The sequence below is a fragment of the Micromonospora sp. DT62 genome (genome assembly GCF_049847285.1).
In the GTDB taxonomy this organism is placed as follows: domain Bacteria; phylum Actinomycetota; class Actinomycetes; order Mycobacteriales; family Micromonosporaceae; genus Micromonospora; species Micromonospora reichwaldensis.
The window spans coordinates 125,796-151,859 of record NZ_JBNCOB010000013.1 but is presented as its reverse complement, the minus strand read 5'-3'; the positions used below and the strand labels follow the sequence as shown (position 1 = coordinate 151,859).

The 26,064-nt window shown below is 72.6% G+C and carries 23 protein-coding genes and 1 tRNA gene; 5 read left to right on the top strand and 19 right to left on the bottom strand.

What is annotated here, in order from left to right:
• Window positions 1-73 precede the first annotated feature (73 nt).
• The 4 genes from ACPXCB_RS19500 to ACPXCB_RS19485 form a co-directional block, all read right to left on the bottom strand.
• A complete protein-coding gene (locus ACPXCB_RS19500) occupies window positions 74-1,885 on the bottom strand; it encodes a glycoside hydrolase family 13 protein (protein ID WP_425877059.1) in 1,812 nt (603 codons plus the stop codon).
• A gap of 143 nt (window positions 1,886-2,028) precedes the next feature.
• Window positions 2,029-2,952: a sugar ABC transporter permease gene (locus ACPXCB_RS19495; protein ID WP_425877058.1), complete on the bottom strand. Its 924-nt coding sequence runs from the start codon at window positions 2,950-2,952 to the stop codon at window positions 2,029-2,031.
• Entirely contained in the window at window positions 2,949-4,580 is a 1,632-nt protein-coding gene (locus tag ACPXCB_RS19490; protein ID WP_425877057.1) for an ABC transporter permease subunit, read from the bottom strand. Before ACPXCB_RS19490 ends, ACPXCB_RS19495 begins: the two co-directional genes overlap by 4 nt.
• A complete protein-coding gene (locus ACPXCB_RS19485) occupies window positions 4,580-5,833 on the bottom strand; it encodes a sugar ABC transporter substrate-binding protein (RefSeq protein ID WP_425877056.1) in 1,254 nt (417 codons plus the stop codon). The genes ACPXCB_RS19490 and ACPXCB_RS19485 overlap by 1 nt, the downstream gene beginning before the upstream one ends.
• A gap of 200 nt (window positions 5,834-6,033) precedes the next feature.
• On the opposite strand from ACPXCB_RS19485, the gene ACPXCB_RS19480 reads away from it, so the two are divergent.
• Together ACPXCB_RS19480 and ACPXCB_RS19475 are read left to right on the top strand one after the other, a co-directional pair.
• Window positions 6,034-7,122: a LacI family DNA-binding transcriptional regulator gene (locus tag ACPXCB_RS19480; protein WP_425877055.1), complete on the top strand. Its 1,089-nt coding sequence runs from the start codon at window positions 6,034-6,036 to the stop codon at window positions 7,120-7,122.
• Between the two features lie 203 nt (window positions 7,123-7,325).
• Window positions 7,326-8,960: a glycoside hydrolase family 13 protein gene (locus ACPXCB_RS19475; RefSeq protein ID WP_425877054.1), complete on the top strand. Its 1,635-nt coding sequence runs from the start codon at window positions 7,326-7,328 to the stop codon at window positions 8,958-8,960.
• A gap of 159 nt (window positions 8,961-9,119) precedes the next feature.
• Here the strand turns inward: ACPXCB_RS19475 and ACPXCB_RS19470 are convergent, their stop codons facing one another.
• The 6 genes from ACPXCB_RS19470 to ACPXCB_RS19445 form a co-directional block, all read right to left on the bottom strand.
• The gene (locus ACPXCB_RS19470; RefSeq protein WP_425877053.1) at window positions 9,120-9,560 is read right to left on the bottom strand and encodes a hypothetical protein; all 441 of its coding nucleotides are present in this window, start codon (window positions 9,558-9,560) and stop codon (window positions 9,120-9,122) included.
• Between the two features lie 88 nt (window positions 9,561-9,648).
• Entirely contained in the window at window positions 9,649-10,017 is a 369-nt protein-coding gene (locus ACPXCB_RS19465; protein ID WP_425877052.1) for a GntR family transcriptional regulator, read from the bottom strand.
• Between the two features lie 14 nt (window positions 10,018-10,031).
• Window positions 10,032-10,955: a YihY/virulence factor BrkB family protein gene (locus tag ACPXCB_RS19460; RefSeq protein WP_425877051.1), complete on the bottom strand. Its 924-nt coding sequence runs from the start codon at window positions 10,953-10,955 to the stop codon at window positions 10,032-10,034.
• A 134-nt stretch (window positions 10,956-11,089) separates the two neighbouring features.
• Complete coding sequence (locus ACPXCB_RS19455; protein ID WP_151453451.1) at window positions 11,090-11,647, bottom strand: 2'-5' RNA ligase family protein; 558 nt, start codon at window positions 11,645-11,647, stop codon at window positions 11,090-11,092.
• Window positions 11,648-11,693: 46 nt separating this feature from the next.
• On the bottom strand, window positions 11,694-12,719 hold the full coding sequence (gene trpS, locus ACPXCB_RS19450; protein ID WP_425877050.1) for a tryptophan--tRNA ligase: 1,026 nt from the start codon (window positions 12,717-12,719) through the stop codon (window positions 11,694-11,696).
• A 33-nt stretch (window positions 12,720-12,752) separates the two neighbouring features.
• Complete coding sequence (locus ACPXCB_RS19445) at window positions 12,753-13,778, bottom strand: hemolysin family protein (protein ID WP_425877049.1); 1,026 nt, start codon at window positions 13,776-13,778, stop codon at window positions 12,753-12,755.
• 175 nt (window positions 13,779-13,953) lie between these two features.
• Here ACPXCB_RS19445 and galE point away from each other — a divergent pair, with 175 nt between their 5' ends.
• Complete coding sequence (galE, locus tag ACPXCB_RS19440) at window positions 13,954-14,937, top strand: UDP-glucose 4-epimerase GalE (RefSeq protein ID WP_425877048.1); 984 nt, start codon at window positions 13,954-13,956, stop codon at window positions 14,935-14,937.
• The gene (gene galK, locus ACPXCB_RS19435; RefSeq protein ID WP_425877047.1) at window positions 14,934-16,094 is read left to right on the top strand and encodes a galactokinase; all 1,161 of its coding nucleotides are present in this window, start codon (window positions 14,934-14,936) and stop codon (window positions 16,092-16,094) included. Before galE ends, galK begins: the two co-directional genes overlap by 4 nt.
• Before the next feature lie 126 nt (window positions 16,095-16,220).
• Here galK and ACPXCB_RS19430 read toward each other — a convergent pair whose 3' ends face one another.
• The 9 genes from ACPXCB_RS19430 to ACPXCB_RS19390 all read right to left on the bottom strand — a co-directional run bounded on the left by ACPXCB_RS19430 (window position 16,221) and on the right by ACPXCB_RS19390 (window position 24,918).
• Complete coding sequence (locus ACPXCB_RS19430; protein ID WP_425877046.1) at window positions 16,221-17,525, bottom strand: sulfate adenylyltransferase subunit 1; 1,305 nt, start codon at window positions 17,523-17,525, stop codon at window positions 16,221-16,223.
• Window positions 17,525-18,436, bottom strand: a complete 912-nt coding sequence (gene cysD / locus ACPXCB_RS19425) for a sulfate adenylyltransferase subunit CysD (RefSeq protein WP_425877045.1) — start codon at window positions 18,434-18,436, stop codon at window positions 17,525-17,527. Before cysD ends, ACPXCB_RS19430 begins: the two co-directional genes overlap by 1 nt.
• A gap of 81 nt (window positions 18,437-18,517) precedes the next feature.
• Window positions 18,518-19,351 carry an inositol monophosphatase family protein gene (locus ACPXCB_RS19420; RefSeq protein ID WP_425877044.1) on the bottom strand — a complete coding sequence of 278 codons (834 nt, stop codon included), beginning with the start codon at window positions 19,349-19,351 and terminating at the stop codon, window positions 18,518-18,520.
• Window positions 19,352-19,473: 122 nt separating this feature from the next.
• A complete protein-coding gene (pth, locus tag ACPXCB_RS19415; protein WP_425877043.1) occupies window positions 19,474-20,064 on the bottom strand; it encodes an aminoacyl-tRNA hydrolase in 591 nt (196 codons plus the stop codon).
• Window positions 20,065-20,169: 105 nt separating this feature from the next.
• Window positions 20,170-20,859 (bottom strand): 50S ribosomal protein L25/general stress protein Ctc, encoded by a 690-nt coding sequence (locus ACPXCB_RS19410; protein WP_311413706.1) that lies wholly within the window; start codon window positions 20,857-20,859, stop codon window positions 20,170-20,172.
• A gap of 435 nt (window positions 20,860-21,294) precedes the next feature.
• Window positions 21,295-22,275, bottom strand: coding sequence for a ribose-phosphate diphosphokinase (locus ACPXCB_RS19405; protein ID WP_151453461.1), 981 nt, complete (start codon window positions 22,273-22,275; stop codon window positions 21,295-21,297).
• A gap of 55 nt (window positions 22,276-22,330) precedes the next feature.
• Entirely contained in the window at window positions 22,331-23,908 is a 1,578-nt protein-coding gene (glmU, locus tag ACPXCB_RS19400) for a bifunctional UDP-N-acetylglucosamine diphosphorylase/glucosamine-1-phosphate N-acetyltransferase GlmU (RefSeq protein WP_425877042.1), read from the bottom strand.
• A 63-nt stretch (window positions 23,909-23,971) separates the two neighbouring features.
• Window positions 23,972-24,043: transfer RNA gene (locus ACPXCB_RS19395), tRNA-Gln, on the bottom strand.
• A gap of 8 nt (window positions 24,044-24,051) precedes the next feature.
• Window positions 24,052-24,918: a helix-turn-helix domain-containing protein gene (locus ACPXCB_RS19390; protein WP_425877041.1), complete on the bottom strand. Its 867-nt coding sequence runs from the start codon at window positions 24,916-24,918 to the stop codon at window positions 24,052-24,054.
• A gap of 135 nt (window positions 24,919-25,053) precedes the next feature.
• Here ACPXCB_RS19390 and ACPXCB_RS19385 point away from each other — a divergent pair, with 135 nt between their 5' ends.
• The gene (locus tag ACPXCB_RS19385; protein WP_425877040.1) at window positions 25,054-26,010 is read left to right on the top strand and encodes an acyl-CoA desaturase; all 957 of its coding nucleotides are present in this window, start codon (window positions 25,054-25,056) and stop codon (window positions 26,008-26,010) included.
• The last annotated feature ends 54 nt before the right edge of the window (window positions 26,011-26,064 follow it).

Below are 26,064 nucleotides of genomic sequence, written 5' to 3'. Positions count from 1 at the left end.
CAGAGCAAGGGTCACATCCACTGCCGCCAGCCATCAGCCCATCACGTACGGACCGACCCGGCCAGCCTCACAGTCAGGGCAGCCGCCATGCCTGGAAGGTGGGGCCGTCCGCCGGGAGGGTGACCGCGCCGTCGGCGTCGGGGCGCAGGGCGGGGGCGCCGCCGTACAGGTTCTCGGCCGGGCCCAGCCCGGTCAGGCGCACCGGCTCGCCGGCGGCGCGGCGGGCCAGCACCAGCACCGTGCCCGTCGGGGCCTCGCGCAGGAAGACCAGGGTGTCCGCGTCCGCGTGCAGCCAGCGCAGGCCGCCGTGGCGCAGCGCGGGCTCCGCGCGACGCAGGGCGATCAGGGCGCGGTACGCGGCGAACGTCGCGGCGTCCCAGCTCTCCGGCCGGTGCCACGGCATCGGCGTACGCGAGCCCTCGCCGTTGCTGCCCGTCAGGCCCAGCTCGTCGCCCGCGAAGATCATCGGGGTGCCGGGCATCGTGGCGAGCAGGCCGGCGGCGACCTCCTGCCGCGCGGCGTCGCCGACCACCGTGCGGATCCGGGCGGAGTCGTGCGACCCGAGCAGCTGCCACGAGTGGCTGTACGACCGCCAGGAGACCAGCGAGCGGTAGGCGTCCATGGTGGCGAGCACCGCGTCCGCGTCCCGGCGCACCACCCCGCCCGGTGTGCCGAGGAAGTTCGGTACGGGTTGGTCGCCGTGCCGCAGCCAGGACCAGACCGGGTCGGTGAAGCCGACGTAGTTCATCGTGCCGTGCCAGCCGTCGCGGTCGAGGTCGCCGGTGTGGTCGTGGCCGTGCTCGGCCATCAGCAGGGCGTCGGCCCGGGTGCGGGCGACCACCTCGCGCAGCAGCGCCGCCACCTCGTGCGTGTACGCGTCGGCGCCCCGCCGCCCGGTCATGTTCGCCACGTCCACCCGCCAGCCGTCCAGCCCGTACGGGGGGCGCAGCCAGCGGCGCAGCAGCGAGTCGTCGGCGGTGGCGAAGCGCCGGCGCAGCTCGGCGCTGCCCCAGTTCAGCTTCGGCAGCGACTTGACCCCGTTCCAGGACTCGTAGTCCCCGGTCACCTCGTCGAAGTAGTACAGCTCCCGCTCGGGCGCGGACACGTCGGAGGCGGCCCGGGTGAACCACTCGTGCGCGTCGCCGGTGTGGTTGCTGGTGATGTCGCCGAGCAGCCGCCAGCCCCGGGCGCGTACGGCGTCGGCGAGGCGGGCCAGGGCGGCGTCCCCGCCGAGCAGCGGGTCGACGGTGTCGAAGCTGGCCGCGTCGTAGCGGTGGTTGGAGCGGGCCGGGAAGACCGGGGTCAGGTAGACGGTGTTCACGCCGAGGCGGTCCAGGTGGTCCAGCCGCTCGGCGACGCCGTCCAGGTCGCCGCCGTAGAACTGCCGGGGCGTCTCGGGGCCGCGCCCGATGACCGGGGTGCCCCAGTCGCACGGGATCGCCCAGTCCGGCAGCTCGCGGCCCTCGGCGGCGGCGGAGCGGGCGAACCGGTCCGGGAAGATCTGGTAGATCACCGCGTCGCGGGCCCAGGCGGGCGGCGGGGCGTGGGTGACCAGCTTGAAGTCGCCGTTGTCGGGCACGTCGTGGCCCACCACGCCGGCGGCGTTCAGCCAGCGGCTGCCGCGGCTGCCGGTGAGCATGAACCGGTAGTTGCTGACCGGGTTGCGGGCCTCGACGGGCACCCGCCACCAGACGTCGGCGCCGTCGGTGCGGTCGACGACCGCCTCGGTGAACCGGGGCTCGCCGTCGCCGGTGGTGCGCACGTGCACCTGCCGGACGTCGGCGCCGGCCGGCACCCGGACGAAGACGTCGACGACGTCGCCGAGGGCGGGCTCCTGCTCGGGGACGTACAGGGCGGAACCGTCGTGGTGCGGCAACAGGGACATGGTGGTGCCTTTCGCGTCGGTCGGACGGGGAGAGAAATGGGTCTCCCGCCGCGGCCGGTTCCCCGACCGCGGCGGTCGATCCGTGACTGCTCCGGTGTACGTCGGACGCCGACGCCCTTGCCGCAGCGGTGAGCCGAGGAGGCTCAGCCTTTGACGGCTCCGGCGGTGAGGCCGGAGACGATGTAGCGCTGGACCATCTGGAAGACCAGCACCGTGGGGATCGCGGTGAGCAGGGTGCCCGCCGCGAAGATCCCGAAGTTGTTGTTGCGTTCGCCGGCCACCAGGCCGAACATCCCGACCGCGAGCGTCTTGGACTCGCTGTTGGTCAGGAAGACGTTCGCCATCAGGAACTCGTTGATGGTGCCGATGAAGGCGAGCAGGCCGGTCACCGCCAGGATCGGCGCCACCAGCGGCAGCATGATCCGGAAGAAGACCTGGGAGTGGCTGGCGCCGTCCATCGTGGCCGACTCGTCCAGCTCCCGGGGGAGCGTGTCGAAGAAGCCCTTCATCAGCCAGGTGTTCACGCCCAGCGCGCCGCCCAGGTAGAGCAGCAGCAGGCCCCACGGCGTGTTGAAGCCGATCGCCGGCCACAGGTCGGTGATCGTCGTGAAGATCAGGAAGATCGCCACGATCGCCAGGAACTGCGGGAACATCTGGATCAGCAGGAGCGCGAGCAGCCCGACCCGCCGGCCGGCGAAGCGCATCCGGGAGAAGGCGTACGCCGCCAGCGCCGACAGGAAGACCGACGCGAACGAGGCCACCCCGGCGATGAGCAGCGAGTTGAGGAACCACCACCCGAACGCCGTACGGTCGAACAGGTTCGTGAAGTTCTCCACCGACGCCCCGGTCGGCACCAGCTCCGTCGAGGAGAGCGTGCCGAGCGGGTTGAGCGCGGCCGAGAGCACGAACAGGATCGGGAAGAGGCTGAACGCGACGGCCAGCACGCCCACCAGGTGGCGCCAGCCGACCTGGGCGAACCACCGGTTGCGACGCCGGCCCGCGTTGCGGTTGACGGCCGGGGCGCCGGTCGCGCCGCCCGCGACCGGAGTGCCGCTGAGCGAGGTCACGAGTACACCTCCTCCTGCTTACGGGTGCGCCGGAAGCTCACCGCCGACACCACCGCGACGATGGTGAAGATGAAGATCGACACCGCGGCCGCCAGGCCGAACTGGGCGCCCTGCGCGCCGAAGGCCAGCCGGTAGGTGTACGTGATCAGCAGGTCCGTCGCCCCCGCGGTCGGGTTGTCCGCCGGGAAGGGGCCGCCCTCGGTGGTCAGGTAGATCGCGTTGAAGTTGTTGAAGTTGTACGCGAACGACGCGATCAGCAGCGGGGAGAGCGCGACCAGCAGCAGCGGCAGCGTGACCGACCGGAACGACTGCCACGGCGACGCGCCGTCGACCGAGGACGCCTCGGTCAGCTCCTTCGGGATGGCCTGGAGCGCGCCCGTGGCGACCAGGAACATGTACGGGTAGCCGAGCCAGAGCTGCACCAGGATCACCGCGATCCGGGCCGACCACTCCTGGCCGAACCAGTCCACCCCGAGCCCGAACAGGTTGTTGATCAGGCCGAAGTCGGTGTTGAACATGTCCCGCCAGACCAGCAGCATCGCGAAGGACGGCATGGCGTACGGCAGGATCAGCAGGACCCGGTAGAAGTTGGTGCCCCGCATCCGGGGCGAGTGCAGTGCCAGGGCGATGACCATGCCCAGGACGAACGTGCCGCCGGTGGAGCCGATGGCGAAGGCGAAGTTCCACAGCAGCGTGCCGAAGAACGGCCCGGAGATGGCCGGGTCGGTGAGCACCCGGGAGAAGTTCTTGAGCCCGACGGTGACCTTCCAGCCCTGGGCCAGCCGCTCGCCGTCGGCGGCCACGAAGGCGCCGGTCTCCTCGTCCGCCGTCCAGGTCCTGCCGCTCTCGGTGTCCTTGATGCAGTCGCAGCCGGCGTCGTACGCCCGGATCGCCTTGCCCTCGTAGGCGCGGGACAGGCCGGCGGAGCGCAGCGCGCCCCCGGACGTCGGCACGACCAGGTCGGTGATCTCCTGGCTGCGGGCGCTGGCCTGACCGAAGTTGAGCACCGTGTAGCCGTCGGCGGCGGTGACCTTGCCGCCCGGGGCCACGGTGACGTCGGCCGGGTCGAGCTGGCGCAGCCCGCCGGCGTCGCCGGCCGAGACGGTGCCGGTGCCCGGGTCGCTGACCAGGAAGACGAGCGGGCCGGTCGCCGGGTCGCCCTGGGTGGCGACGGAGAGGGCGTACTCGGTGGAGCCGGGCACCTGCTTGACCGAGGCGGTCTGGATGGCGACGACGGCGTCTTCCTTGGTGCCGCGGTGGCCGTCGCCGAAGTTCGTGAAGGCGGTGCTCGCCGTGTACAGCACCGGGACGATCTGGAACGCGATCAGGAAGAGCGTGCCGGGGACCAGGTACTTCGCCGGGATGTGCCGGCGGGTCAGGTAGAGGTAGAAGAGGCCGGCGGTGGTGGCGACCAGCAGCGCCAGCCCGGCCCACATCTCCGCCTCGACGAGCGGGAAGGCCGCCCAGATCGCGATCCCGGCGGTCAGGCCGAGCAGGAGCACCTTGACGAGCAGCCCCGTCACGGTGATCGGCGCGTGGTGCCGCGCGGTGCGGGACGTGCCCGGGTCGACGGGCTCCCGGCCCGAGGGCTGCGTGGCAGCCCCCGGGCCGGACAGCGACGTGCTCATTACTTGATCTGGCCGGAGATGGTCTTGCCGGCCGCGGTGATCGTCTTGGCCGGGTCGGCGCCGCCGATGATGGCGGCCTCGGCCTTGCCGAACGGGTCCCAGATGGTGGCCATGGCCGGGATCGCCGGCAGCACCTGGCCGTTCTTGCCAGCCTCCTGGAACTTCGCCAGGTCCGGGTCGGTGCCCTTGACCTGGTCGAGAGCGGCGGTCAGCGCCGGCGGGCGGGGCTCGGCGTTGTAGAGCGCCACGGCCAGCTCGGGGGTGGTGACGTGGTTGGCCACGAACTCCTGGGCCAGGGCCTTGTTCTTGCCCTTGGCGGCCACGTAGAACGCCTGGACGCCCACGAACGGCTGGGCCTCCTTGCCACCGGCGAAGCCGGGGACCGGGGAGATGTCGTACTTGATGTTGGCCTTCTTGGCGTCCGCGATGGCCCACGGGCCGGAGACCAGGTAGGCGCACTTCTTGCCGGTGAACGTGGCGATCGAGTTCTCGCCGGTGATCGAGCGCTTCAGCGCGCCCTCGCCCTTCTCACCGAGCTTGGCGATCTTCTTGAACGCCTCGATCGACTCCGGCTTGCCCACGCCCAGGTCCTTCGGGTCGTAGTCGCCGTTGGCGCCGGTGCCGAAGAGGTACCCGCCACCGGAGGTGTAGAGCGGGTAGATGTGGTAGGCGTCGCCGTTCTGGCCGGACTGGAGGCAGAGGATCTCGCTGGCCTTCTTCTCGGCCTTGAGCTTCTTGCCGGCGGCGACCAGGTCCTCGATGGTCTTCGGCGCCTCGGGGGCCAGCTCGGTGTTGCGGATCAGCGCCAGGTTCTCCATGGCGTAGGGCACGCCGTAGATCTGGCCGTTGAACGTGACGGCCTTGACGGCGGTCTCGTTGAAGCCGCTCTTCTGCTCGGCGGCGAGCTGCACCGGGTCGATGGCGCCGTTCTGGACGAGGTTGCCGATCCAGTCGTGCGCGCCAACCACGACGTCCGGGCCGCTGCCCTGCTGCGAGGCGGTGACGAAGTTGGTCTGGAGGTCCTTGGAGACGGCCTGGACCTCGACCGTGACGCCGTTCTCCTTGCCGAACTTCTCGGCGAACGGCTTGAGGGCGGCGGTGCGCTTGTCGTCGGCCCAGATCACCAGCTTGCCGCCGGTGGCGGCCTTGCTGGATTCCTTCGCGGCCGGCTCGTCGCTGCTGTCGCTGCCGCAGCCCGAGGCGGCGAGCGCCAGGCCGAGGACGGCGACCACACCCGCGGTACGGATGCGCATCGGTACTCCTGTCGTCATGGCGGCACGCCGGGGGAAGGGCGGACCCGCCAGTGGAAGCTCTGTAAGTTTCTTGCCAACCGGCGCTCGGCGTGCTGCGCCGCTGCTCTCGCGTGTTGCGGGGACGTTAGCAAGAGGTTTCAGAGAATGGAAGGGCTTGCAGAAGTGTACGCAAGAACTTGCCCGTGAGCTAAAGTGCGCCCATGCGCGCTCGACTGTCCGACATCGCCCAACAGGCCGAAGTCAGCGAGGCCACGGTGTCGCGGGTGCTCAACGACCGCCCGGGAGTGGCCCCCGAGACCCGGCAGGCCGTACTCACTGCCCTCGATGTGCTCGGCTACGAGCGCCCGGCCCGGCTACGCAAGCGCAGCGCCGGCCTCGTGGGTCTGGTGGTCCCCGAACTCGACAACCCGATCTTTCCCGCCTTCGCCCAGGTGATCGAGTCGACCCTGGCGCAGAGCGGCTTCACCCCCGTGCTGTGCACCCAGACGGCCGGCGGGGTCACCGAGGACGAGTACGTCGAGATGCTGCTGGACCGGCAGGTCTCCGGAATAGTCTTCGTCTCCGGCCTGCACGCCGACACCGCCGCCAACCACGACCGTTACCGGGCCCTGATCGCCCGCCCGCTGTCCGTCGTGATGATCAACGGGTACGCGCCCGGCATCCCCGCGCCCTTCGTCTCCTGTGACGACGGCGAGGCCACCGAGCTGGCCGTGGCCCACCTGGTGGCGCTCGGGCACCGCCGCATCGGCCTGATCACCGGCCCGGACCGGTTCGTGCCGGTGCAGCGCCGGGTGGCCGGCTTCCGGGCCGCGATGGGCCGGCTGGTCGGCGTCGACGAGGCCGGCCTCGACGAGCTGGCCGAGCTCTCCCTGTTCGGTGTGGAGGGTGGCGAGGCCGCCGCCGCCCGGCTGCTGGAGCGCGGCGTCACCGGCATAGTCTGCGGCTCCGACCTGATGGCGCTCGGCGCGATCCGGGCCGCCCGGCAGCGCGGCATGTCGGTGCCCGGCGAGCTGTCGGTGGTCGGCTACGACGACTCCCCGCTGATGGCCTTCACCGACCCGCCGCTGACCACCATGCGGCAGCCGGTGGCCGCGATGGCCGTCGCCGCCGTCCGGGCCCTGGTCGACGAGATCAACGGGCACGCCGCCCCGCACTCGGAGTACGTGTTCCGCCCGGAACTGGTGGTGCGCGGCTCCACCGCGGTCGCCCCCACCGACGCCGCGCGGCCGGCCCCGGGCGCCCCGACGCGGCAGCGCCCGGCCCCGCCCGCGCTCGCCGTCCCGGCCTGACCGCCCGCGCCCGCCGCCCTGACGGCCCGCTTCCGGGAGGGCCGGGCGGTCGAGGGTCGCCGCGCACCGTGACCCACGCCATTTCTTGCGCAAGGAATGCTTGACTCTTGCAGTCACGGGCGGCATTCTGCTCAGACACCGCACCCGCACCCGCGCCACGCCGGGTGCCGCCGTCCCGCGCCACAGAACGGGGAACGCCACCGATGACCGTCAGCAACCCCACACCGCTGACCTCCGACGACGACTGGTGGCGCTCCGCGGTCGTCTACCAGGTGTACGTACGCAGCTTCGCCGACTCCAACGGCGACGGCGTCGGCGACCTCCAGGGCATCCGTGAGCGCCTGCCGTACCTGCGCGACCTCGGGGTGGACGCGCTCTGGCTGACCCCCTTCTACACCTCCCCGATGATCGACGGCGGGTACGACGTCGCCGACTACCGCGACGTCGACCCGATGTTCGGCACCCTCACCGACTTCGACAACATGATCACCGACGCGCACGCCCTCGGCCTGCGGATCATCGTCGACCTGGTGCCCAACCACACCTCCAGCGCGCACCCGTGGTTCCAGGCGGCGCTGGCCGCCGGACCGGGCTCCGCCGAGCGCGCGCGCTACCTCTTCGCCGAGGGCAAGGGCGAGAACGGCGAGCTGCCCCCGAACGACTGGGAGAGCATCTTCGGCGGCCCCGCCTGGACGCGCATCGACGACGGCCAGTGGTACCTGCACCTGTTCGACCCGGCCCAGCCGGACCTGAACTGGCGCCACCCCGAGGTGCGCGCCGAGTTCGAGGGCGTCCTGCGCTTCTGGCTCGACCGGGGCGTGGACGGCTTCCGGATCGACGTGGCGCACGGCATGATCAAGGCCGAGGGGCTGCCGGACGTCGGGTTCAGCTCGATGACCACCGGTCAGCGCCAGGCGGAACTGCTCGGCAAGGGCCGGCTCCCCTACTTCGACCAGGACGAGGTGCACGAGATCTACCGCGCCTGGCGGCCGATCCTGGACAGCTACCCGGGCGGCCGGATGGCGGTCGCCGAGGCGTGGGCCGAGACCCCGCAGCGCCTCGCCCGCTACATCGGCCCGGACGAGCTGCACCAGGCGTTCAGCTTCGACTTCCTCGACGCGACCTGGTCGGCCGACTCGTTCCGCAAGGTCATCGACACCGCGCTCGCCGAGTCGACGATCGTCGGCGCGCCCACCACCTGGGTGCTGTCCAACCACGACAAGCAGCGGCACGTCACCCGCTACGGCGACGGCGCCGAGGGGCTGCGCCGGGCGCGGGCCGCCACCCTGCTGATGCTCGCCCTGCCCGGCTGCGCCTACATCTACCAGGGCGAGGAACTGGGCCTGCCGGAGGTGCTCGACCTGCCGGACGAGCTGCGCCAGGACCCGGCGTTCCTGCGCACCGGCGAGAGCCGGGACGGCTGCCGGGTGCCGATCCCGTGGAGCGGCGAGCTGGCCCCGTACGGCTTCGGGCCGCAGGGCAGCGAACTGAGCTGGCTGCCGGCCCCGGCGACCTGGCGCGGCCTCTCGGTCGCCGCCCAGGCCGGCGTGCCCGGCTCGACGCTGGAGCTCTACCGCACCGCGCTGGGGATCCGCCGGGAACACCCGGCGCTGGCCGCCGACGCGGGCGGAGTCACCTGGTTGGAGGCCGGGCCGGGCGTGCTCGCCTTCAGCCGCGCCGCCGGCGACACCGTGCTGACCTGCGTGGTCAACATCAGCGGTGCGCCGGCCCTGATCGACGGGTACGGCGTGCCGATCGCCGCCAGCGAGCCGCTCACCGGGCAGGGCTCCGGCCATCTGCTCGGAATCGACGCGGCAGCCTGGTTCGAACGGCGCTGAGCGGGTAACCCGTCATCGACCTGGTCGTTCGTCGTGCCCCGCGCCGACGGGCGACTGGGCCATCGACCCCTTGTGGTGGGGGGGTGAGGTGGCGCCGGCGTCATCGGAGTCCGCTCCGGCGGCGCCGGCGTCCATCTGGATGCGCCCGCCCGGATGGGCTCAGACGCCGCCGGTGAGCTTCGCGGCGATGCGCCCGAAGCCGGCCCGCAGCTCGGCCTCGGTGGGCGGGGCCAGCGGCTCCGCCCGGTCGGCCTCCTCGGCCGCCGCCTCCAGTTCCTCGTCGATGGTGTCCTCGAAGTCGCCGTAGAGGTCGGCCTGGTCGAGCTGCGCCGCCTCGTCCTCGGCGGCGACCTGCGCCGCGGCGATCTCGCCCCGGATCTCCTCGGCCGAGACCGCGGGCAGCAGCGGCTCGACCACCGCCATCAGCTGCTCCTCGGCGACGATCGCCTCGGCCAGCGCGAGGGCGTGCGGCCGCTCGTAGGGGCCGCAGACCACCGGCTCCCACTCGTCGGCGTCGCCGAGCGGACCGAAGGTGATGATCCACGGCAGGCCGAGCATCGGCGAGTCGTCCGGCAGGTCCAGTGTCACGAGTGCGCCCACGCGCCCATCATGGTCCGTCACGCCCCCGGACCGGGAGGCATTCGCCCCTATTTCACCGCCGTCGTGGCTGTCGGGACTCCCACGCGCGTCAGCCCGGTCGGGCCGCGTCCAACGCCGCGCGGACCAGAGCCAGCGCCGCCGCGGGCGGCACGCCCAACCGGGCGGCCTCGGCGGCGTAGTCGGCCGCGACCCGCTGCAACCGGTCCGTCGCGTCGTCGCGCCCGGGCGCGACGAAAGTGCCGTGCCGGCCGCGGGTCTCCAGCAGACCGGCCGCCTCCAGCTCCCGGTAGGCCCGCGCCACGGTGTTGACCGCCAGCCCGAGGTCGGCCGCGAACCCTCGGACCGTGGGCAGCCGGGTGCCCACCGCCAGCCGGCCCGTCCCGATCAGCTCCGCGAGCTGCCCGCGCACCTGCTCGTACGGCGGCACCGCCGAGGCCTGGTCGACCGAGATCCGCACGCCCGCTCCCCCGCTCATCCGGCCCCGCCCGGGGTGCCGGGATCCGTCTCCGCGTCCGTCTCGGCCGGCGCCGGGCTCGCCGCCAGGTCCACCACCCGACCGCGCGGGCTCGTCGCGGCCAGCGCCGCGCCGAAGAGCACCAGCTGGTTGAGCAGGTAGAGGTAGAGCAGCAGACCCACGGCGCCCGCCACGACCGTGTACGCCGGGTTCCGCTCGGTGCGTACCACGTAGAAGCGCCCGACGGTGTTCAGCAGCGTGATGCCGACCGCGACCAGCAGCACCACGGGGCGCAGCCGGGACCGGGTCATCCGCAGCCTCGGCACCGCCACCAGCAGCAGGGTGGCCAGCACCGCGTTGACCAGCACGCTGAGCACCGCGCTGACCGTGGTCAGGCCCGCCGAGCCGGTGCTGCGCAGCAGGAAGCGCAGCAGCGACTCCAGGGTGTCCACCGCCGCCACCGAGACGCCGAGCAGCACGAAGATGATCACCAGCACGCCGAGGTCGACCAGGCGGCGGACCACCAGGTTGCCCGGTTGCTGGTTGAGCCCGTACATGAGCCGCTGGGAGGAGCGGATCGCCTCCACCCAGCCGATCCCGGTGAACGCCAGGATGATCAGGCCGACCACCCCGACCGTGCCGCTGCTGTCGGCGATCTGCACGGGGTCGAGGAACGGCAGGTTCTCCCGGAGGAAGTCGGCGGCGGCGTCGCTGACCTCGTCGTTGTCCTCCAGGATGGCCCCGAAGATCGAGTACCCGACCAGCGCCAGCGCGAAGACCGCGAAGAAGCCGTAGTAGGCGATCGCGGCGGCCAGCCGCCCGCCCAGCACGTCGGTGTAGAGCACGCCGGCCCGCCACAGGTGGTCCGCGACGCCCCACCGGCGGCGCGCGGCGCTGATCCTGCGGTCGATGCCCGCCTCGATACGGCCCAGCACGTTCACGCCGTCATCCTCGCCGATCTTTCGCCCCCGCGCGGGCAACCGGACGCCGGCCCGCACCGGGCGTCGGTCGTCCGGCGTGGGCCGGCGTCGGGGAGGTGGGCACCGTGGCGCTCGTGGCGCACCCGGGCGACCGCTCAGCCGCCCAGCCGGAAGTCCCGGCGCGGCTGCCACCGGGTCTGCCCGCTGTGCGAGAAGAGGGTGAACGCCTCGACCTCGAACATGGCCGAGAAGTCGGCCAGGTCCTCGTACGCCCGGTCCAGCGCCTCCGGCGCGACGTCCTGCGCGACCGTGACGTGCGGATGGTACGGGAAGCGCGTCTCGCGGTGCAGCTCGGGGGCGGCCCTGATCGCGGCGGCGAGCAGTTCGCACTCGCTGATCCCGGCGGCCACCGCCACGAAGACGACCTGGGTCACCGGCCGGAACGTGCCGGTGCCCCGCAGGTGCAGGGTGAACGGCAGGTGGGCGGCGGCGACCGCCCCGAGGTGCCGTTCCACCGCCGGCAGCGTCGCCACCGGGATCTCGGTCGGCCCGAGCAGGGTCACGTGCGCGGGCACGACCCGAGGGTCGCCGGCCTCGACCCGCCGCCGGGTGAGCATGCCGCCCCACGGCTCCGGGATGTCGACCGCGATGCCGATCTCGATGGTGTCACCGGCGTCCGGCGTCCCGTCCCTGCGATCCACGCTGTGCGTCATCCCTCCGGCCACCGGCCCGTCCGCCCTCACCCGTCCCGCCGGGGCGCTACTCGCCGCGCACCGGCGGGAAGAAGCCCACCCGCTCGTACACGGTGCGTAGCGTCTCGCCGGCGGTCGCGCGGGCCTTCTCCGCGCCGGCGGCGAGCAGCTTGTCCAGTTGCGCCGGGTCGTCGAGGTAGGTCCGGGTGCGCTCCTGGATCGGGCCGACGAACTCCCGCACCACCTCGCCGAGGTCCTTCTTCAGGTCGCCGTAGCCCTTGCCTGCGTACGCGGCGACCAGGTCGTCGACGCTGCGCCCGCTCAGGGCCGAGTAGATGGTCAGCAGGTTGGAGATGCCGGGCTTGGTCCCGGTGTCGAAGACGATCTCCCGCCCCGTGTCCGTGACCGCGGAACGGATCTTCTTGGCCGAGCGGGCCGGGTCCTCCAGCAGGTTGACGATGCCGGCCGGCGACGAGGACGACTTCGACATCTTGGCCGTCGGGTCCTGGAGGTCGGTGATCTTCGCGGTGTCCTTGACGATGTGCGGCGCGGGCACGGTCAGGGTCGGCCCGAACAGCGAGTTGAACCGCTGGGCCAGGTCGCGGGAGAGCTCCAGGTGCTGGCGCTGGTCCTCGCCCACCGGCACGGCGTTGGCCTGGTAGAGCAGGATGTCGGCGGCCTGCAGGACCGGGTAGGTGAACAGGCCCACGCTCGCCCGCTCGCCGCCCTGCTTCTGCGACTTGTCCTTGAACTGCGTCATCCGGCTCGCCTCGCCGAAGCCGGTGATGCAGCCCAGCACCCAGGCCAGCTGCGAGTGCTCGGGCACCTGCGACTGCACGAAGAGCGTGCTGCGCTCCGCGTCGAGGCCGACGGCGAAGAGCTGGGCGGCCGCCATCCGGGAGCGCTGCATGAGCGTCTTCGGGTCGTGCCCCGCGGTGATCGCGTGCAGGTCGACCACGCAGTAGTAGGCGTCATGGGTGTCCTGCAACGCCACCCAGTGCCGCACGGCGCCCAGGTAGTTGCCGAGGTGGAACGAGTCGGCCGTCGGCTGGATGCCGGAGAAGACGCGCGGGCGGGCGGGTACGTCGGACATGGCGGCAATTCTGTCAGCAAGACCCGGTGCGCGTCATGACGGGCCGGCGGGTCGGCTCCGCCCCGTCGGTGTCGGGGCGGCGGCCTCGCGCCGTGGCTCCGGTAGGCGCCCGGCGGTGACCGTGAGCCGGGCCACCCGTCGTCCCTCCAGCGTGAGCACCCGCAGCAGCCATCCGCCGGACGGGTCGTCGGGTGCCGCGCCGCCGTCGCCGGACGGGCCAGCGGTCACCGGCACCTCGTCGCCGGCGACCGGGAGCCGGCCCAGCGCGGCCATCACGAATCCGCCGACCGTCTCGTACGGGCCGGGCGGCAGGCTCACCCCGGTGCGCTCGGCGAAGTCGGCGAGGTTGAGCCGGCCGTCCACCACGGCGGGCAGGCCCGCGTGCACCGGGTCGGGGGCGGTGTCGTACTCGTCGTGGATCTCCCCGATCAGCTCCTCGATCAGGTCCTCCAGGGTGACGATGCCGGCGGTGCCGCCGTACTCGTCGACCACCACGGCGAGGTGGTGGCGTTCCCGGCGCATCTCGCTGAGCGCGGCGAGCACCCGTTTGCTGCCGGGCAGCCGCTTCACCTCCCGGGTCAGCTCGCCGACGGTGGTGCAGGGGTCGAGGTCGGGGCGGAGCAGCACGTCGCGCAGGTGCACGAAGCCGACCACGTCGTCGTGGGTACCGTCGACCACGGGGTAGCGGGTGTGCGTCTCGGCCCGGACCAGCCGCTCCGCCTCGGCGATGGTGAGCCGGGCGGAGAGGAAGACGACCTCGGTGCGCGGCATCATCACCTCGCGGACCAGGCTCGCGCCCGCGACCAGCACCTCGTCGATGATCCGGCGCTCGACCGGGTCGAGCAGGGTGTTGGCGGCGACCAGGTCGCGCAGCTCCGCCTCGCTGATCCGCTCCCGGCCGGCCGCCGGGCTGGTGCCGAGCAGGGCCGTCACCGCCCGGGTGGCGGCGTCGGCGGCGCGCACCACCATCCGGCCGACGGCCCGGGGCAGCGGCCCCGGCTCGCGGCCTGGCCGGCTCCGGGCGCGTCGCCGCGGCCCGGGAGGACCCGCTTCCCGCATGACTGTGATGGTAGACAGCACGACGCCGGCGGGCTGTCCGTGTTCGGCTCTGTTCGAAGTTGGGGAATCATGGTGGAATAGCAAGGTCGCCGACGGAGGGCGGCCACCGGGCGACCGGCCGTAGGGTGATCACGACACGGGCCGCGACCGGGCGGCCAGGCAGGAGGAGACCGACGTGAAACTGCTCGTCACCGGCGGCGCCGGCTTCATCGGCAGCGTGGTGACCCGGATGCTGCTCGACGCCGGCCACGAGGTGGTGGTGCTCGACGACCTGCGCACCGGCCACCGGGAGGCGCTCGCCCCCGACGCGACGTACGTCGACGCGTCCATCCACGACGCCGCGCGGGTGCTCACCCCGGGCGCGGGCTTCGACGGGGTGCTGCACTTCGCCGCGCTGATCGCCGCCGGCGAGTCGATGACCAGGCCCGAGCTCTACTGGCACGCCAACACGGTCGGCTCGATCGCCCTGATCGACGCCGTCCGGGCCGCCGGCGTACCCCGCCTGGTCTTCTCCTCCACCGCCGCCGTCTACGGCAACCCCACCGAGCTGCCGATCCCGGAGACCGCGGTCAAGGCCCCCACCAACACGTACGGCGCCACCAAGCTCGCCGTCGACATGGCCCTCACCTCCGAGGCGATCGGGCACGGCCTGGCCGCCGTCTCGCTGCGCTACTTCAACGTGGCCGGCGCGTACCTCGACGGCGACGTCGCGCTCGGCGAGCGGCACGACCCCGAGACCCACCTGATCCCGATCGCGCTGGAGGTGGCCGCCGGCCGGCGGGAGAAGCTCCAGCTCTTCGGCGACGACTACCCGACCGTCGACGGCACCTGCGTGCGCGACTACATCCACGTCGCCGACCTGGCCCGCGCCCACCTGCTGGCGCTCGGCGCCGCCACCGCCGGTCAGCACCGGATCTACAACCTGGGCAACGGCAACGGCTTCACCAACCGGCAGGTGGTCGACGTGGTCCGCGAGGTCACCGGCCACCCCGTGCCGGTCGAGGTGGCGCCGCGCCGCGAGGGCGATCCCGCCGAGCTGGTCGCGTCGTCCGCGCTGGCCCGCGAGGAGCTGGGCTGGGTGCCGCAGAAGCCGACCCTGCCCGACATCGTCACCGACGCCTGGGCCTTCTACCGCACGCACGTCGTGGGGCCGCGGTGACCGACGACGTCGCTGCCCGCGCCACCGCCGGCTTCCGCTCGGCGTACGGCGAGCCGCCCGCCGGCCGCTGGGCGGCTCCCGGGCGGGCGAACCTCATCGGCGAGCACACCGACTACAACGACGGCTTCGTGCTCCCCTTCGCCCTGCCGCTGCGCACGGTGGTGGCAGCCGCCCCGCAGCCCGGCGACACCTGGACGGTCTGCTCCGAGCTCACCGGCGAGACGATCACCTTCGGCGCCGACGAGCTCGCCGAGCCCGGCCGGATCGACGGCTGGGGGGCGTACGTGGCGGGGGTCGTCTGGGCGCTGCGGGAGGCGGGGCACGCGGCACCCGGCGCGCGCCTGGCGATCGCCTCCGACGTGCCGCTGGGCGCCGGGCTGTCCTCCTCGGCCGCGCTGGAGGCCGCCGTGCTGGCCGCCCTGGTCGACCTGGGCGGGCTGGACCTGCCCGCCGAGCGACGGCCCCGGCTGGCCCAGCGCGCGGAGAACGACTACGTGGGCGCGCCGACCGGGATCATGGACCAGTCGGCGGTGATCCGGTGCCGCGCCGGGCACGCGCTCTTCCTCGACTGCCGGGACGAGTCCGTCGAGCAGGTCCCCTTCGACCTGGACGCCGCCGGCCTCGCCGTGCTGGTCGTCGACAGCCGGGCCCCGCACCGGCACGCCGACGGCGAGTACGCCGCCCGCCGCGGCTCCTGCGAGCGGGCGGCCGGGCTGCTCGGCGTCGCGGCGCTACGGGACGTCCCGGCCGACGGGTTGGCCGACGCCCTGGCCCGACTCGACGAGGACGAGACCCGCCGCCGGGTACGGCACGTCGTCACCGAGAACCAGCGGGTGCTCGACACGGTCGCACTGCTGCGCGCCGGGCGGGTACGCGAGATCGGCCCGCTGCTGACCGCCTCGCACGCCTCGATGCGCGACGACTTCGAGATCACCGTCCCGGAGATCGACACGGCCGTCGAGGCGGCCCTGGGCGCCGGGGCGCTCGGTGCCCGGATGACCGGCGGCGGCTTCGGCGGCTGCGTCCTCGCCCTCGTCGACGCGGAGCGGGCCGACGCGGTCGCCGCCGCCGTCACGGCCGCGTACGCCGAGCGGGGCTTCGCCGCGCCCGGCCACGTCACCGTCCTGCCCGGCCCCGGCGCGACCCGGCTGGACTGAGCACCGACGCGGCGACCCCGCCGGCCGCCCGGCGGGCAGCGGCGACTGCCGGCCCGGGGCCCTGCGCCGGGCGCGGTCAGCCCGGCAGGCGACGGGCGGGCGTCGGCACCCGCCCGTCGGCGGGACTCACTGCGCCTCGACGATCATCCCCGCGCCGACGGTGCGGTTGGTGGCCTCGTCGATGATCACGAAGCCGCCGGTGGTGCGGTTGCGGCGGTACTCGTCCGCGAGCAGCGGCACGGTGGTCCGCAACCGCACCCGGCCGATCTCGTTGAGCCCGAGCCCGTCGGCGGACTCGTCGCGGTGCAACGAGTTGACGTCCAGCCGGTAGTGCAGCCCGCGCACGATCGCCCGCGCGGAGCGGGTGGTGTGCTTGATCGCGTACCTGCCGCCGACCTGGAGCGGACGGGTCTCGTCCATCCAGCACACCATCGCCTCGATGTCCTGGGACACCGCCGGGGCGTTGTTCGGACGGCAGATCATGTCGCCCCGGGAGATGTCGATCTCGTCTTCCAGGCGTACGGTCACAGACATCGGCGGGAACGCCTCCGCGACCGGCCCGTCGGCGGTCTCCACGGCGGCGATCCGGCTGGTGAACCCGGACGGCAGCACCATCACCTCGTCGCCCGGCTTCAGCACGCCGGAGGCGACCTGGCCGGCGTAGCCCCGGTAGTCGGTGACGGTGGTGGACTGCGGGCGGATCACGTACTGCACCGGGAACCGGACGTCGACCAGGTTGCGGTCGCTCGCGATGTGCACCCGCTCCAGGTGGTGCAGCAGCGACGGGCCCTCGTACCAGGGCATGTTCTCCGACCGGGTGACGATGTTGTCGCCGCGCAGCGCCGAGATCGGCACCACCGTCAGGTCGGGCGCGTCGAGCTTCGCGGCGAACGCGGTGAACTCGTCCGCGATCCGCTCGAAGACCTCCTGCGAGAAGTCGACCAGGTCCATCTTGTTGACGCAGAGGACCAGGTGCGGCACGCGCAGCAGCGAGCAGAGGAACGCGTGCCGGCGGGACTGCTCGACCAGGCCCTTGCGGGCGTCCACCAGGATCAGCGCCAGGTCGGCCGTCGACGCCCCGGTGACCATGTTCCGGGTGTACTGGATGTGCCCCGGGGTGTCCGCGATGATGAACTTCCGCCGGGGGGTGGCGAAGTAGCGGTACGCCACGTCGATGGTGATGCCCTGCTCGCGCTCGGCCCGCAGGCCGTCGGTGAGCAGCGCCAGGTTCGTGTACTCGTCGCCCCGGGCCGCGCTGACCGCCTCGACGGCGGCGAGCTGGTCGGTGAAGAGCGACTTCGTGTCGTAGAGCAGCCGGCCGATCAGGGTCGACTTGCCGTCGTCGACGCTGCCGGCGGTGGCGAAGCGCAGCAGGTCCATCGGCCTGCCGGGCGTCTCGGCGGCCGTGGGCGCGACGGTCTCGGTGGTCATCAGAAGTAGCCCTCCCGCTTGCGGTCCTCCATGGCGGCCTCGCTGACCCGGTCGTCACCCCGGGTCGCGCCGCGCTCGGTGATCCGGGTGGCGGCGACCTCCTCGATGACCTTCTCGACCGTGTCGGCGTCGGAACGGACCGCCGCCGTGCAGGACGCGTCGCCCACCGTCCGGTAGCGCACCCGCTCCTTGAACCGGTCCTCGCCCGCCCGGGGACGGAAGAACTCGTTGACCGCGTAGAGCATCCCGTCGCGCTCGACCACCTCGCGCTCGTGGGCGTAGTAGATCGACGGCAGGGCGATGCGCTCACGGGCGATGTAGTGCCAGACGTCCAGCTCGGTCCAGTTCGACAGCGGGAAGACCCGGATCGACTCGCCCGGGTGGTGGCGGCCGTTGTAGAGCGACCACAGCTCCGGGCGCTGGTTCTTCGGGTCCCACTGGCCGAACTCGTCGCGGAAGCTGAACACCCGCTCCTTGGCCCGGGCCTTCTCCTCGTCGCGGCGGGCGCCGCCGAAGAGCGCGTCGAACCGGTGCTTCTCCACCGCGTCCAGCAGCACCGGCGTCTGGATCCGGTTACGCATCCCGTCGCCCGACTCCCGCACCAGACCGCTGGCCAGCGCCTCCGGCACGCTCGCCACCACCAGTTGCAGCCCCAGCTCGGCGACCCGCTGGTCCCGGTACTCCAGGACCTCGGGGAAGTTGTGCCCGGTGTCCACGTGCATGACCGGGAACGGGATGTTGGCCGGGGCGAACGCCTTCTGGGCCAGCCGGAGCATCACGATCGAGTCCTTGCCGCCCGAGAAGAGCAGCACCGGCCGCTCCATCTCGGCGACCACCTCGCGCATCACGAAGATGCTCTCGGCCTCCAGCGCGTCGAGGTGCGACACCTGGTAGGCGGCGGGGGCGGTCATGACACGGGCTCGCTTCGCTCGAATCCGCTCATCGATATTCCAGACCTTTCCGGTCGGGCATGCCAAGAAGTGCCGCTCAGGCTACCCGGAATGACGCTGCAACGCTGCAAGCAACCGACTGGCGAGATCCTTGCGGCAGACCAGCAGGTCCGGCAGGCGCGGATCCGCCTCGTTGTATCTCAGCGCAGAACCGTCGATCCGGGAAGCGTGCAGCCCGGTGGCCGTCGCCACAGCGACCGGCGCGGCCGAGTCCCACTCGTACTGGCCGCCCGCGTGGATGTAGGCGTCCACCTCACCGGTGACCACCGCGGCGATCTTCGCCCCGGCCGAGCCCATCGGCACCAGGTGCGCCCCGACGTCCTCCGCCAGGTCGGTCAGGAACACCGGCGGCCGGCTCCGGCTCGCCGCCAGGCGGATCGTCCGCCCGCCGGGCGCCGCGGCCGCCTCCGGGGTCAGCTGCGGGTACGCCGGCGGATAGTCGGTGCCCAGCACCCGTTGCTGCGCCGGCAGCCCGACCGCGCCCGCCACCAGCCCGTGTGGCGTCGGCGCGTCACGCGCCCAGAGCGCCACGTGCACCGCCCAGTCCGAACGGCCCTCCTCGGCGAACTCCCGGGTGCCGTCCAGCGGGTCGACGATCCACACCCGGTCGGCCGTCAGCCGGGAGACCGCCTCGACGTTCACCTCCGCCGCCCAGGCCAGCCGCGAACCCTCGTCCTCCTCGGAGAGGACCGCGTCAGCCGGCCGCCACTTCGCCAGCTCGGTGCGGATCAGGTCGTGCGAGACCTTGTCGCCCGCCGACTTCAACGCCCCCGCGTCGGCGAACCCCATCTCGGACCGCAGGCCGAGCAGCGCCTGACCGGCCCGGGCCGCCAGCCACCGGGCGAAAGCGCCGTCGATCATCGGAGGACTGCCCATGACTCCTGCTCCCGTCGCCTCGCGTGCTCCGCACCCCGGCACGCCGCCGCCGACGAGCCGCCCCGACGGTCCCGTCGCGCCGAAAGGCGAAGACTACCGGCCCCCAGCGCCCGAGCCGGCCCTCACACCCCGTGGAAGAGGTTCTGCGTCGGCTCCACGCCCCTGGTGATCACCGACTCCACCACATCCGCGGCCCGGTCCACCAGGAACTCCAGCTCCTTGCGCTCCGCCGCGCCGAAATCCGACAGTACGTAGTCCGCCGGGTCCTGCCGCCCCGGGGGCCGGCCGATGCCGAACCGCACCCGGACGTACTCCTTCGTGCCCAGCGACTTCGACATCGAGCGCAGGCCGTTGTGCCCGCCCTCGCCACCGCCGCACTTCACCCGCACCTGCCCGTACCCGATGTCCAACTCGTCGTGCACCGCGACCACCCGGCCCGGCGGCACCTTGTGGAACTGGGCCAGACCGGTCACCGGCCCGCCGGAGAGGTTCATGTACGTCAGCGGCTTGACCAGCACCAGCTTCGGCCCGCCGAGACCGAGCCGCCCCTCGGCGACCTCCGCCACCGCCCGCTTGTGCCGGCCGAACCTCGCGCCGAGCCGACCCGCCAGCAGGTCGGCCACCATGAAGCCGACGTTGTGCCGGTTGCCGGCGTACTCCCGACCCGGGTTGCCCAGGCCGACCACCAGCCACGGCCCCGTCTCGTCCGTCACGCCCCGCCCCTCCCGCTGCTCGCCGTCACCCGCCCGCCCGGACACCGATACGCCGACAGGCGCCCCCGACCGCGCGGGGACGCCTGTCGCAACGATGCGAACCGATCAGGCCTCGGTCTTCGCCTCGGCGTTCTCCTCGCCCTCCGCGGCCGGAGCCTCGGCGGCCTCGGCGGTCTCCTCGCCGACACCGGCCTCGGCCTCCTCGGCGGCCTCCTCGACCTCGGGGAGGGTGGCCTCGAGCTGCTCGGCGGTCGGCGCGGCGGTCACCGAAGCGACGGTCTGCTCCGAGTCGGCGGCCAGCTCGACGCCGGCCGGCAGCTCCACGTCGCCGGCGGTGACCTGGGTGCCGGCCTCCAGGCCCTCGATCGAGGCCTCCAGGTGGTCCGGCACCTTGGTGGCGTCGGCGGTGACCGACAGGGTGTCGTGGTCGTGCACGATCAGGGTGTCCCTCGCGGCCTCGCCGGTCAGCTGCACCGGGACGTCGACGGTGACCTTCTCGCCCCGGCGGACCAGCAGCAGGTCCACGTGCTCGAAGGTGTCCTTGATCGGGTCGCGCTGGATCGCCTTCGGCAGCGCCAGCACCTGGGTGCCGTCGCTGACCTCGATCGCGAAGAGCTGGTTGGCGCCGCCCTTGCGGATCGCGGCGGCGAACTCACGCGACGGCAGCGCGATGTGCTTGGGCTTCTCGCCGTGGCCGTACAGCACGGCGGGCACCTTGCCGGCCCGGCGGGTACGACGGGCACCACCCTTGCCGAACTCGGTGCGGGGCTCGGCGCTGATCTTTACCTCGGACACGGGAGAACTCCTGATGCTTTCGCTGCGGCGGCTTGTCGTCTGGCGGTGCTGGGGCGAGGGGCTCGCTGGGGCTCATGCGTCGAGAACGACTGCCCGGAGCACCGCGTCGATGACGGTGCCTCCGTGCGGCGCTTCGCAGCGGCCCGCCGGGCACCCTCGCCGTGGCAACCGCACCAGTCTACCCGAGCTGATTCCGCGCGTTCCGGCAGTCCCCTTATCACCGTTCCCGCAGGCCCGCAGGGCGATTTGGACCTGCCCTGGCAGCACCGTCACCGGGCGACGCCCGTCGCCGCCGTAGGGCGACCGCTCGGCCGCCGGGCCGGCCCGCCGCCGACCGGCCTCCCCGCCCCTGACCGGTCGACGCAGCGTCGCCGCTGTCGGAGCGCCGACGCCGGACCGGGGGCGGCGGTGCCCGCCCGGCCCGGCGTCAGACAGTCAGCTCAGGCCGCCGAAGAGGGTCGTCACCGAGCCGTCGTCGAAGACCTCGCGGATCGCCCGCGCCAGCAGCGGCGCGATCGACAGCACGGTGATCTTGTCGAGCTGCTTCTCCGGCGGCAACGGCAGCGTGTTGGTCACCAGGACCTCGCTGATCGGGGCGTTCTTCAGCCGCTCGGTCGCCGGGTCGGAGAGCAGCGCGTGCGTCGAGGCCACGATCACGTCGGCCGCGCCGGACTCCCGGAGGATGTCCGCCGCCCCGCAGATCGTGCCGCCCGTGTCGATCATGTCGTCGACGATCAGGCAGACCCGGCCCTCGACCTCGCCGACCACCCGGTTCGCCACCACCTGGTTCGGCTTCAGCGGGTCCCGGGTCTTGTGGATGAACGCCAGCGGGCAGCCGCCCAGCCGGTCCGTCCACCGCTCGGCCACCCGTACCCGGCCCGAGTCCGGCGCGACCACCGTCATCGGGCGGCCGGCGTACTTGTGCTGGACGTACTCGGCGAGGATGTCCATCGCGAAGAGATGGTCGACGGGGCCGTCGAAGAAGCCCTGGATCTGCGCGGTGTGCAGGTCGACGGTGAGGATCCGGTTCGCCCCGGCCGTCTTCAGCAGGTCCGCCACCAGCCGGGCCGAGATCGGCTCCCGGCCGCGGTGCTTCTTGTCCTGCCGGGCGTACGGGTAGAACGGCAGCACCACGGTGATGCGCTTGGCCGAACCGCGCTTCAGCGCGTCGATCATGATCAGGGTCTCCATGACCCACGTGTTGACCCCGTGCGTGACGGACTGCACCACGAAGGCGTCCGAACCGCGTACCGAGTCCTTGAACCGCACGAAGATCTCACCGTTGGCGAACTCGTACGCGTCGGCCGGCGTCGGCGCGACGCCGAGCACCTCACCGATCTCCTTGGCCAACTCCGGAAAGCCACGTCCGGAAAAAAGCATCAGGCTCTTGCGGTTTTCGGCGACGATGCTGCCCATGGGCCCGTCTGCTCCCGTTGGTCGGTGGTACCCGGCGGTGGTGGTGGGCCGGGGACTATTCGGTTGCAGTATCCCCCGCGCCCGAGGCCGACCTGACCGGCTCGGCGTCCCCGTGGATTGCCTCACCTTCACTTGCCCTGAGTCCCGCCGCCGACGCACCCTCATCCGCCGCCTGGGCCCGCGCTGCCGCCTCGGCGGAGACCGTGCCCGCCCGCTTGCGGGCCACCCAGCCGTCGAGGTTGCGCTGCGGCGCCCGGGTCACCCCGAGCGCGCCCGCCGGCACGTCCTGCGCGATCGCGCTGCCCGCCGCCACGTACGCCCCGGCACCCACCTCGACGGGCGCGATGAGGCTGGTGTCGCAGCCGACGAACGCACCCTCGCCGACCGTGGTGCGGTGCTTGTTCACCCCGTCGTAGTTCACGAAGATCGTCGCCGCGCCGATGTTCGCCTTCGCGCCGATCGTCGCGTCCCCCACGTACGACAGGTGCGGCACCTTCGCGCCCGCACCCACCTCCGAGTTCTTCACCTCGACGAACGTGCCGACCTTGGCCTTCTCGGCGAGCCGGGCGTCCGGCCGCAGGTACGCGTACGGCCCGACGCTGGCGCCCGCACCGACCTCCGCGCCCACCGCGTGGCTGCGCAGCACCGTGGCGCCCGGGCCGACGACGGTGTCGATCAGCGTCACGTCCGGCCCGACCACCGCGCCCGTGCCGACCACCGTGCCGCCGCGCAGCTGGGTGTTCTGGTCGACCACCGCGTCCCGGTCGAGAGCTACCGTCACGTCGATCCAGGTGGTGTCCGGGTCGAGCAGGCTGACCCCGGTACGCATCCACGCCTCGTTGACCCGGTCGCGCAGCAGCCGGCGCAGGGCGGCCAACTCGACACGGTCGTTGCAGCCCAGCGTCTCCACGTGGTCCGCCGCCACGTGCACCGCCACCGGCTCGCCGGCCGAGCCCAGCAGGGCGAAGACGTCGGTCAGGTACTCCTCGCCCTGGTCGTTGTCGGTCGACAGCTTGCCCAGCGCGTCGCGCAGCCGGGCGGCGTCGAACGCGTAGATGCCAGCGTTGATCTCCCGGATCGCCCGCTGCGCGGGGGTCGCGTCGCGCTCCTCGACGATCTGCTCCAGCCGCCCGTCGGTGTCGCGCACGATCCGGCCCAGGCCGGTCGGGTCGGGCACCTCGGCGGCGAGCACAGTCGCCGCCGCGCGTGCCTCCTCGTGCGCCGCCACCAGCGCGGCCACCGTCTCCGGGCGGAGCAGCGGCACGTCACCGTTGATCACGACCACGGTGCCGGTGGCGTCCGGCGCGGCGTCCAGCGCGATCCGGACGGCGTGCCCGGTGCCGAGCTGCTCGGCCTGGAGCACCGGGGTGGCCTCGGGGGCGATCTCCGCGAGGTGCGCGCGGACCTGGTCGGCACCGTGCCCCACCACGACCACCGTGCGGTCCGCGGCCAGCGGAGCGGCGGCGGCGAGCACGTGGCCGACGAGGGTACGGCCGAGCAGCGGGTGCAGCACCTTGGGCAGCGCCGACTTCATCCGCTTGCCCTCACCGGCGGCGAGCACGACAACGGTGCGGAGGTGGGGCTGGGACACGACACGGGCTCCCGTCGGGACGGCGAACAGTCTCGCGGCCATGCTAACCAGACATCGAGCCGCCGTTCGGCATGGCCACACGAATGCCGTGAGACGCGGTGTGAGCTGGGGTGCCTGGATTCGAACCAGGAGCTCAAGGCTCCAAAGGCCTGCGGGTTGCCATTACCCCACACCCCATAAAGACGTCAAGCTTCGCGCACCGTCAATGACGGTGCGCCTTGCCCGACGGTCTGGAACAGCTCGGCGATCATACCTTCGATCCGCCAGTAGAGCTCGCGGCTACGCGGCACGGTGATCACCAGGCAGCCACGATAGTCGTCTCCGACGTTGCGCCGCAGCGTGGCTGGACGGTGTTTCTTCAGGTTGGCGCGCTGGAAACGACCGACCGGCAGGTCGAGCTTCCGGGCCCACCATTTCAGCGCCGCGTCGAGGTCGGCCGTCTCGTGGATGCTGATGCGATAGCTGGGCACGGCACGGTCGACCCCGCACACCTCGAGAAAACGCAGGAAGAGCGCGAGCAGTCCCGGATCGCTGTTGACGAACTGGAGGCGGTCGTCCCGCCGCCACGGCTTGGACTTCGTCCCCTCGCACCAGTAGACCGCCGCACCGAGGAGCAGGAGATCCCGGTCGGCGAGGGAGCCCACCAGACGGGCCGCGCGCACCTGCTCCGCGGTCCGGGCCGCGTCGCGGGCCTTCCGATGCGCCGACCACCGCGCCTCGGTCATCAGCGCCGCGTGGGCCCGGCGCCGCTCAGCGCCCGCCCCCTCCTCGACCAGCGGCAGGTGCCTGACCCACTGGTAGGCGGTCGACTTCGCCACGCCGAGCTGGCGGGCGATGTCGTTGACGGAACGCCCCTCGGCGCGCAGTTCGACCGCCGCCGCCCTGAGGTCGTCCTTGGCATTGGGCCGACGGGTCCGCTCGGGCGGCGGCACGCCCCGGAGAAGGTCGTGGACCCGGTTGCGGCCGAGCCCGGTCCGCGCCCGGATCTCGCGGACGGAGAGCTGTTCGACGGTGCGCAGCCGGCGCACCTCGTCAGCCATGGGATCGTCCATGAGCAGCACTTTAGAACGGACGTACGACAGCGTCAGACATTCATCCCTGACGCTGTCCCATGCGCTCCGCCAGCCCCTAAGTTACGGTGACGTAGGCGTAACTTCGTGATCACTCCGTCCCTCTGCGAGGTGCCCATGTCCGCTACGTCCCTCGATCCCGCCGCCGGACCGAAGCCCCTCACCCAGGGCACCCAGTCCCGGGGCATCCTCATCGCCCTCTGGGCGTTCGTGGTGATCCCCTTCCTGGCCCTCGTCGCCGCCGTACCGGTCGCCTGGGGTGGCTGGCTGAGCTGGACCGACGTGGCCGTCGCCGGGTTCTGGTACGTGCTCTCCGGGCTGGGCATCACGGTCGGCTACCACCGGTACTTCACGCACGGGTCGTTCAAGGCGAAGCGCTGGCTGCGGATCGCGCTGGCGGTGTCCGGCTCGCTGGCCGTGCAGGGCGAGATCATCCAGTGGGTGGCCGACCACCGGCGCCACCACGCCTTCTCCGACCTGGAGGGCGACCCGCACTCGCCGTGGCGGTTCGGGGAGAGTGTCCGCGGCCTGACGAAGGGCCTGTTCCACGCGCACGTCGGCTGGCTCTTCGGCCGGGAGCTGTCCAACCGGAAGCGGTTCGCCCCGGACCTGCTCGCCGACCGGGACATCAACCGGGTGGACCGGCTGTTCCCGCTGCTGGTGGTGGTCTCGGTGCTCGGTCCGGCGCTGATGGGCGGCCTGCTCACCTGGTCGTGGCGGGGAGCGCTGTCCGCGCTCTTCTGGGCCGGCCTGGTGCGCATCGCGCTCCTGCACCACGTGACCTGGTCCATCAACTCCGTCTGCCACGTCTACGGGGAGCGGCCGTTCGCGATGCGCCAGGGCGACCGCGCGTCGAACTTCTGGCCGCTGGCGATCGTGTCGTTCGGCGAGAGCTGGCACAACCTGCACCACGCCGACCCGACCAGCGCCCGGCACGGCGTACTGCGCGGCCAGGTGGACATCTCGGCCCGGGTGATCTGGCTGTTCGAGAGGCTCGGCGCGGCGTGGGACGTGCGCTGGCCGAAGCCCGACCGCATCGCGGCCAAGCTCGTCGAACCGGCCACTGGGCGGTAGAGCGGTCGATGGGCGCGGAGGTCGCCTGGCAGGATGGCCGGGTGACCGAGCGCC

What these genes read in the sequence shown, in the direction of transcription:
- glmU (WP_425877042.1), bottom strand. Translation starts at nt 23,908, where the DNA reads ATGGCCGCGAGACTGTTCGCCGTCCCGACGGGAGCCCGTGTCGTGTCC.
- ACPXCB_RS19445 (WP_425877049.1), bottom strand. Translation starts at nt 13,778, where the DNA reads ATGCGGGAAGCGGGTCCTCCCGGGCCGCGGCGACGCGCCCGGAGCCGG.
- ACPXCB_RS19420 (WP_425877044.1), bottom strand. Translation starts at nt 19,351, where the DNA reads ATGGGCAGTCCTCCGATGATCGACGGCGCTTTCGCCCGGTGGCTGGCG.
- ACPXCB_RS19390 (WP_425877041.1), bottom strand. Translation starts at nt 24,918, where the DNA reads ATGGACGATCCCATGGCTGACGAGGTGCGCCGGCTGCGCACCGTCGAA.
- ACPXCB_RS19480 (WP_425877055.1), top strand. Translation starts at nt 6,034, where the DNA reads ATGCGCGCTCGACTGTCCGACATCGCCCAACAGGCCGAAGTCAGCGAG.
- ACPXCB_RS19430 (WP_425877046.1), bottom strand. Translation starts at nt 17,525, where the DNA reads ATGACCACCGAGACCGTCGCGCCCACGGCCGCCGAGACGCCCGGCAGG.
- ACPXCB_RS19385 (WP_425877040.1), top strand. Translation starts at nt 25,054, where the DNA reads ATGTCCGCTACGTCCCTCGATCCCGCCGCCGGACCGAAGCCCCTCACC.
- ACPXCB_RS19405 (WP_151453461.1), bottom strand. Translation starts at nt 22,275, where the DNA reads ATGGGCAGCATCGTCGCCGAAAACCGCAAGAGCCTGATGCTTTTTTCC.
- ACPXCB_RS19490 (WP_425877057.1), bottom strand. Translation starts at nt 4,580, where the DNA reads ATGAGCACGTCGCTGTCCGGCCCGGGGGCTGCCACGCAGCCCTCGGGC.
- ACPXCB_RS19475 (WP_425877054.1), top strand. Translation starts at nt 7,326, where the DNA reads ATGACCGTCAGCAACCCCACACCGCTGACCTCCGACGACGACTGGTGG.
- ACPXCB_RS19485 (WP_425877056.1), bottom strand. Translation starts at nt 5,833, where the DNA reads ATGCGCATCCGTACCGCGGGTGTGGTCGCCGTCCTCGGCCTGGCGCTC.
- ACPXCB_RS19500 (WP_425877059.1), bottom strand. Translation starts at nt 1,885, where the DNA reads ATGTCCCTGTTGCCGCACCACGACGGTTCCGCCCTGTACGTCCCCGAG.
- cysD (WP_425877045.1), bottom strand. Translation starts at nt 18,436, where the DNA reads ATGACCGCCCCCGCCGCCTACCAGGTGTCGCACCTCGACGCGCTGGAG.
- ACPXCB_RS19455 (WP_151453451.1), bottom strand. Translation starts at nt 11,647, where the DNA reads ATGACGCACAGCGTGGATCGCAGGGACGGGACGCCGGACGCCGGTGAC.
- trpS (WP_425877050.1), bottom strand. Translation starts at nt 12,719, where the DNA reads ATGTCCGACGTACCCGCCCGCCCGCGCGTCTTCTCCGGCATCCAGCCG.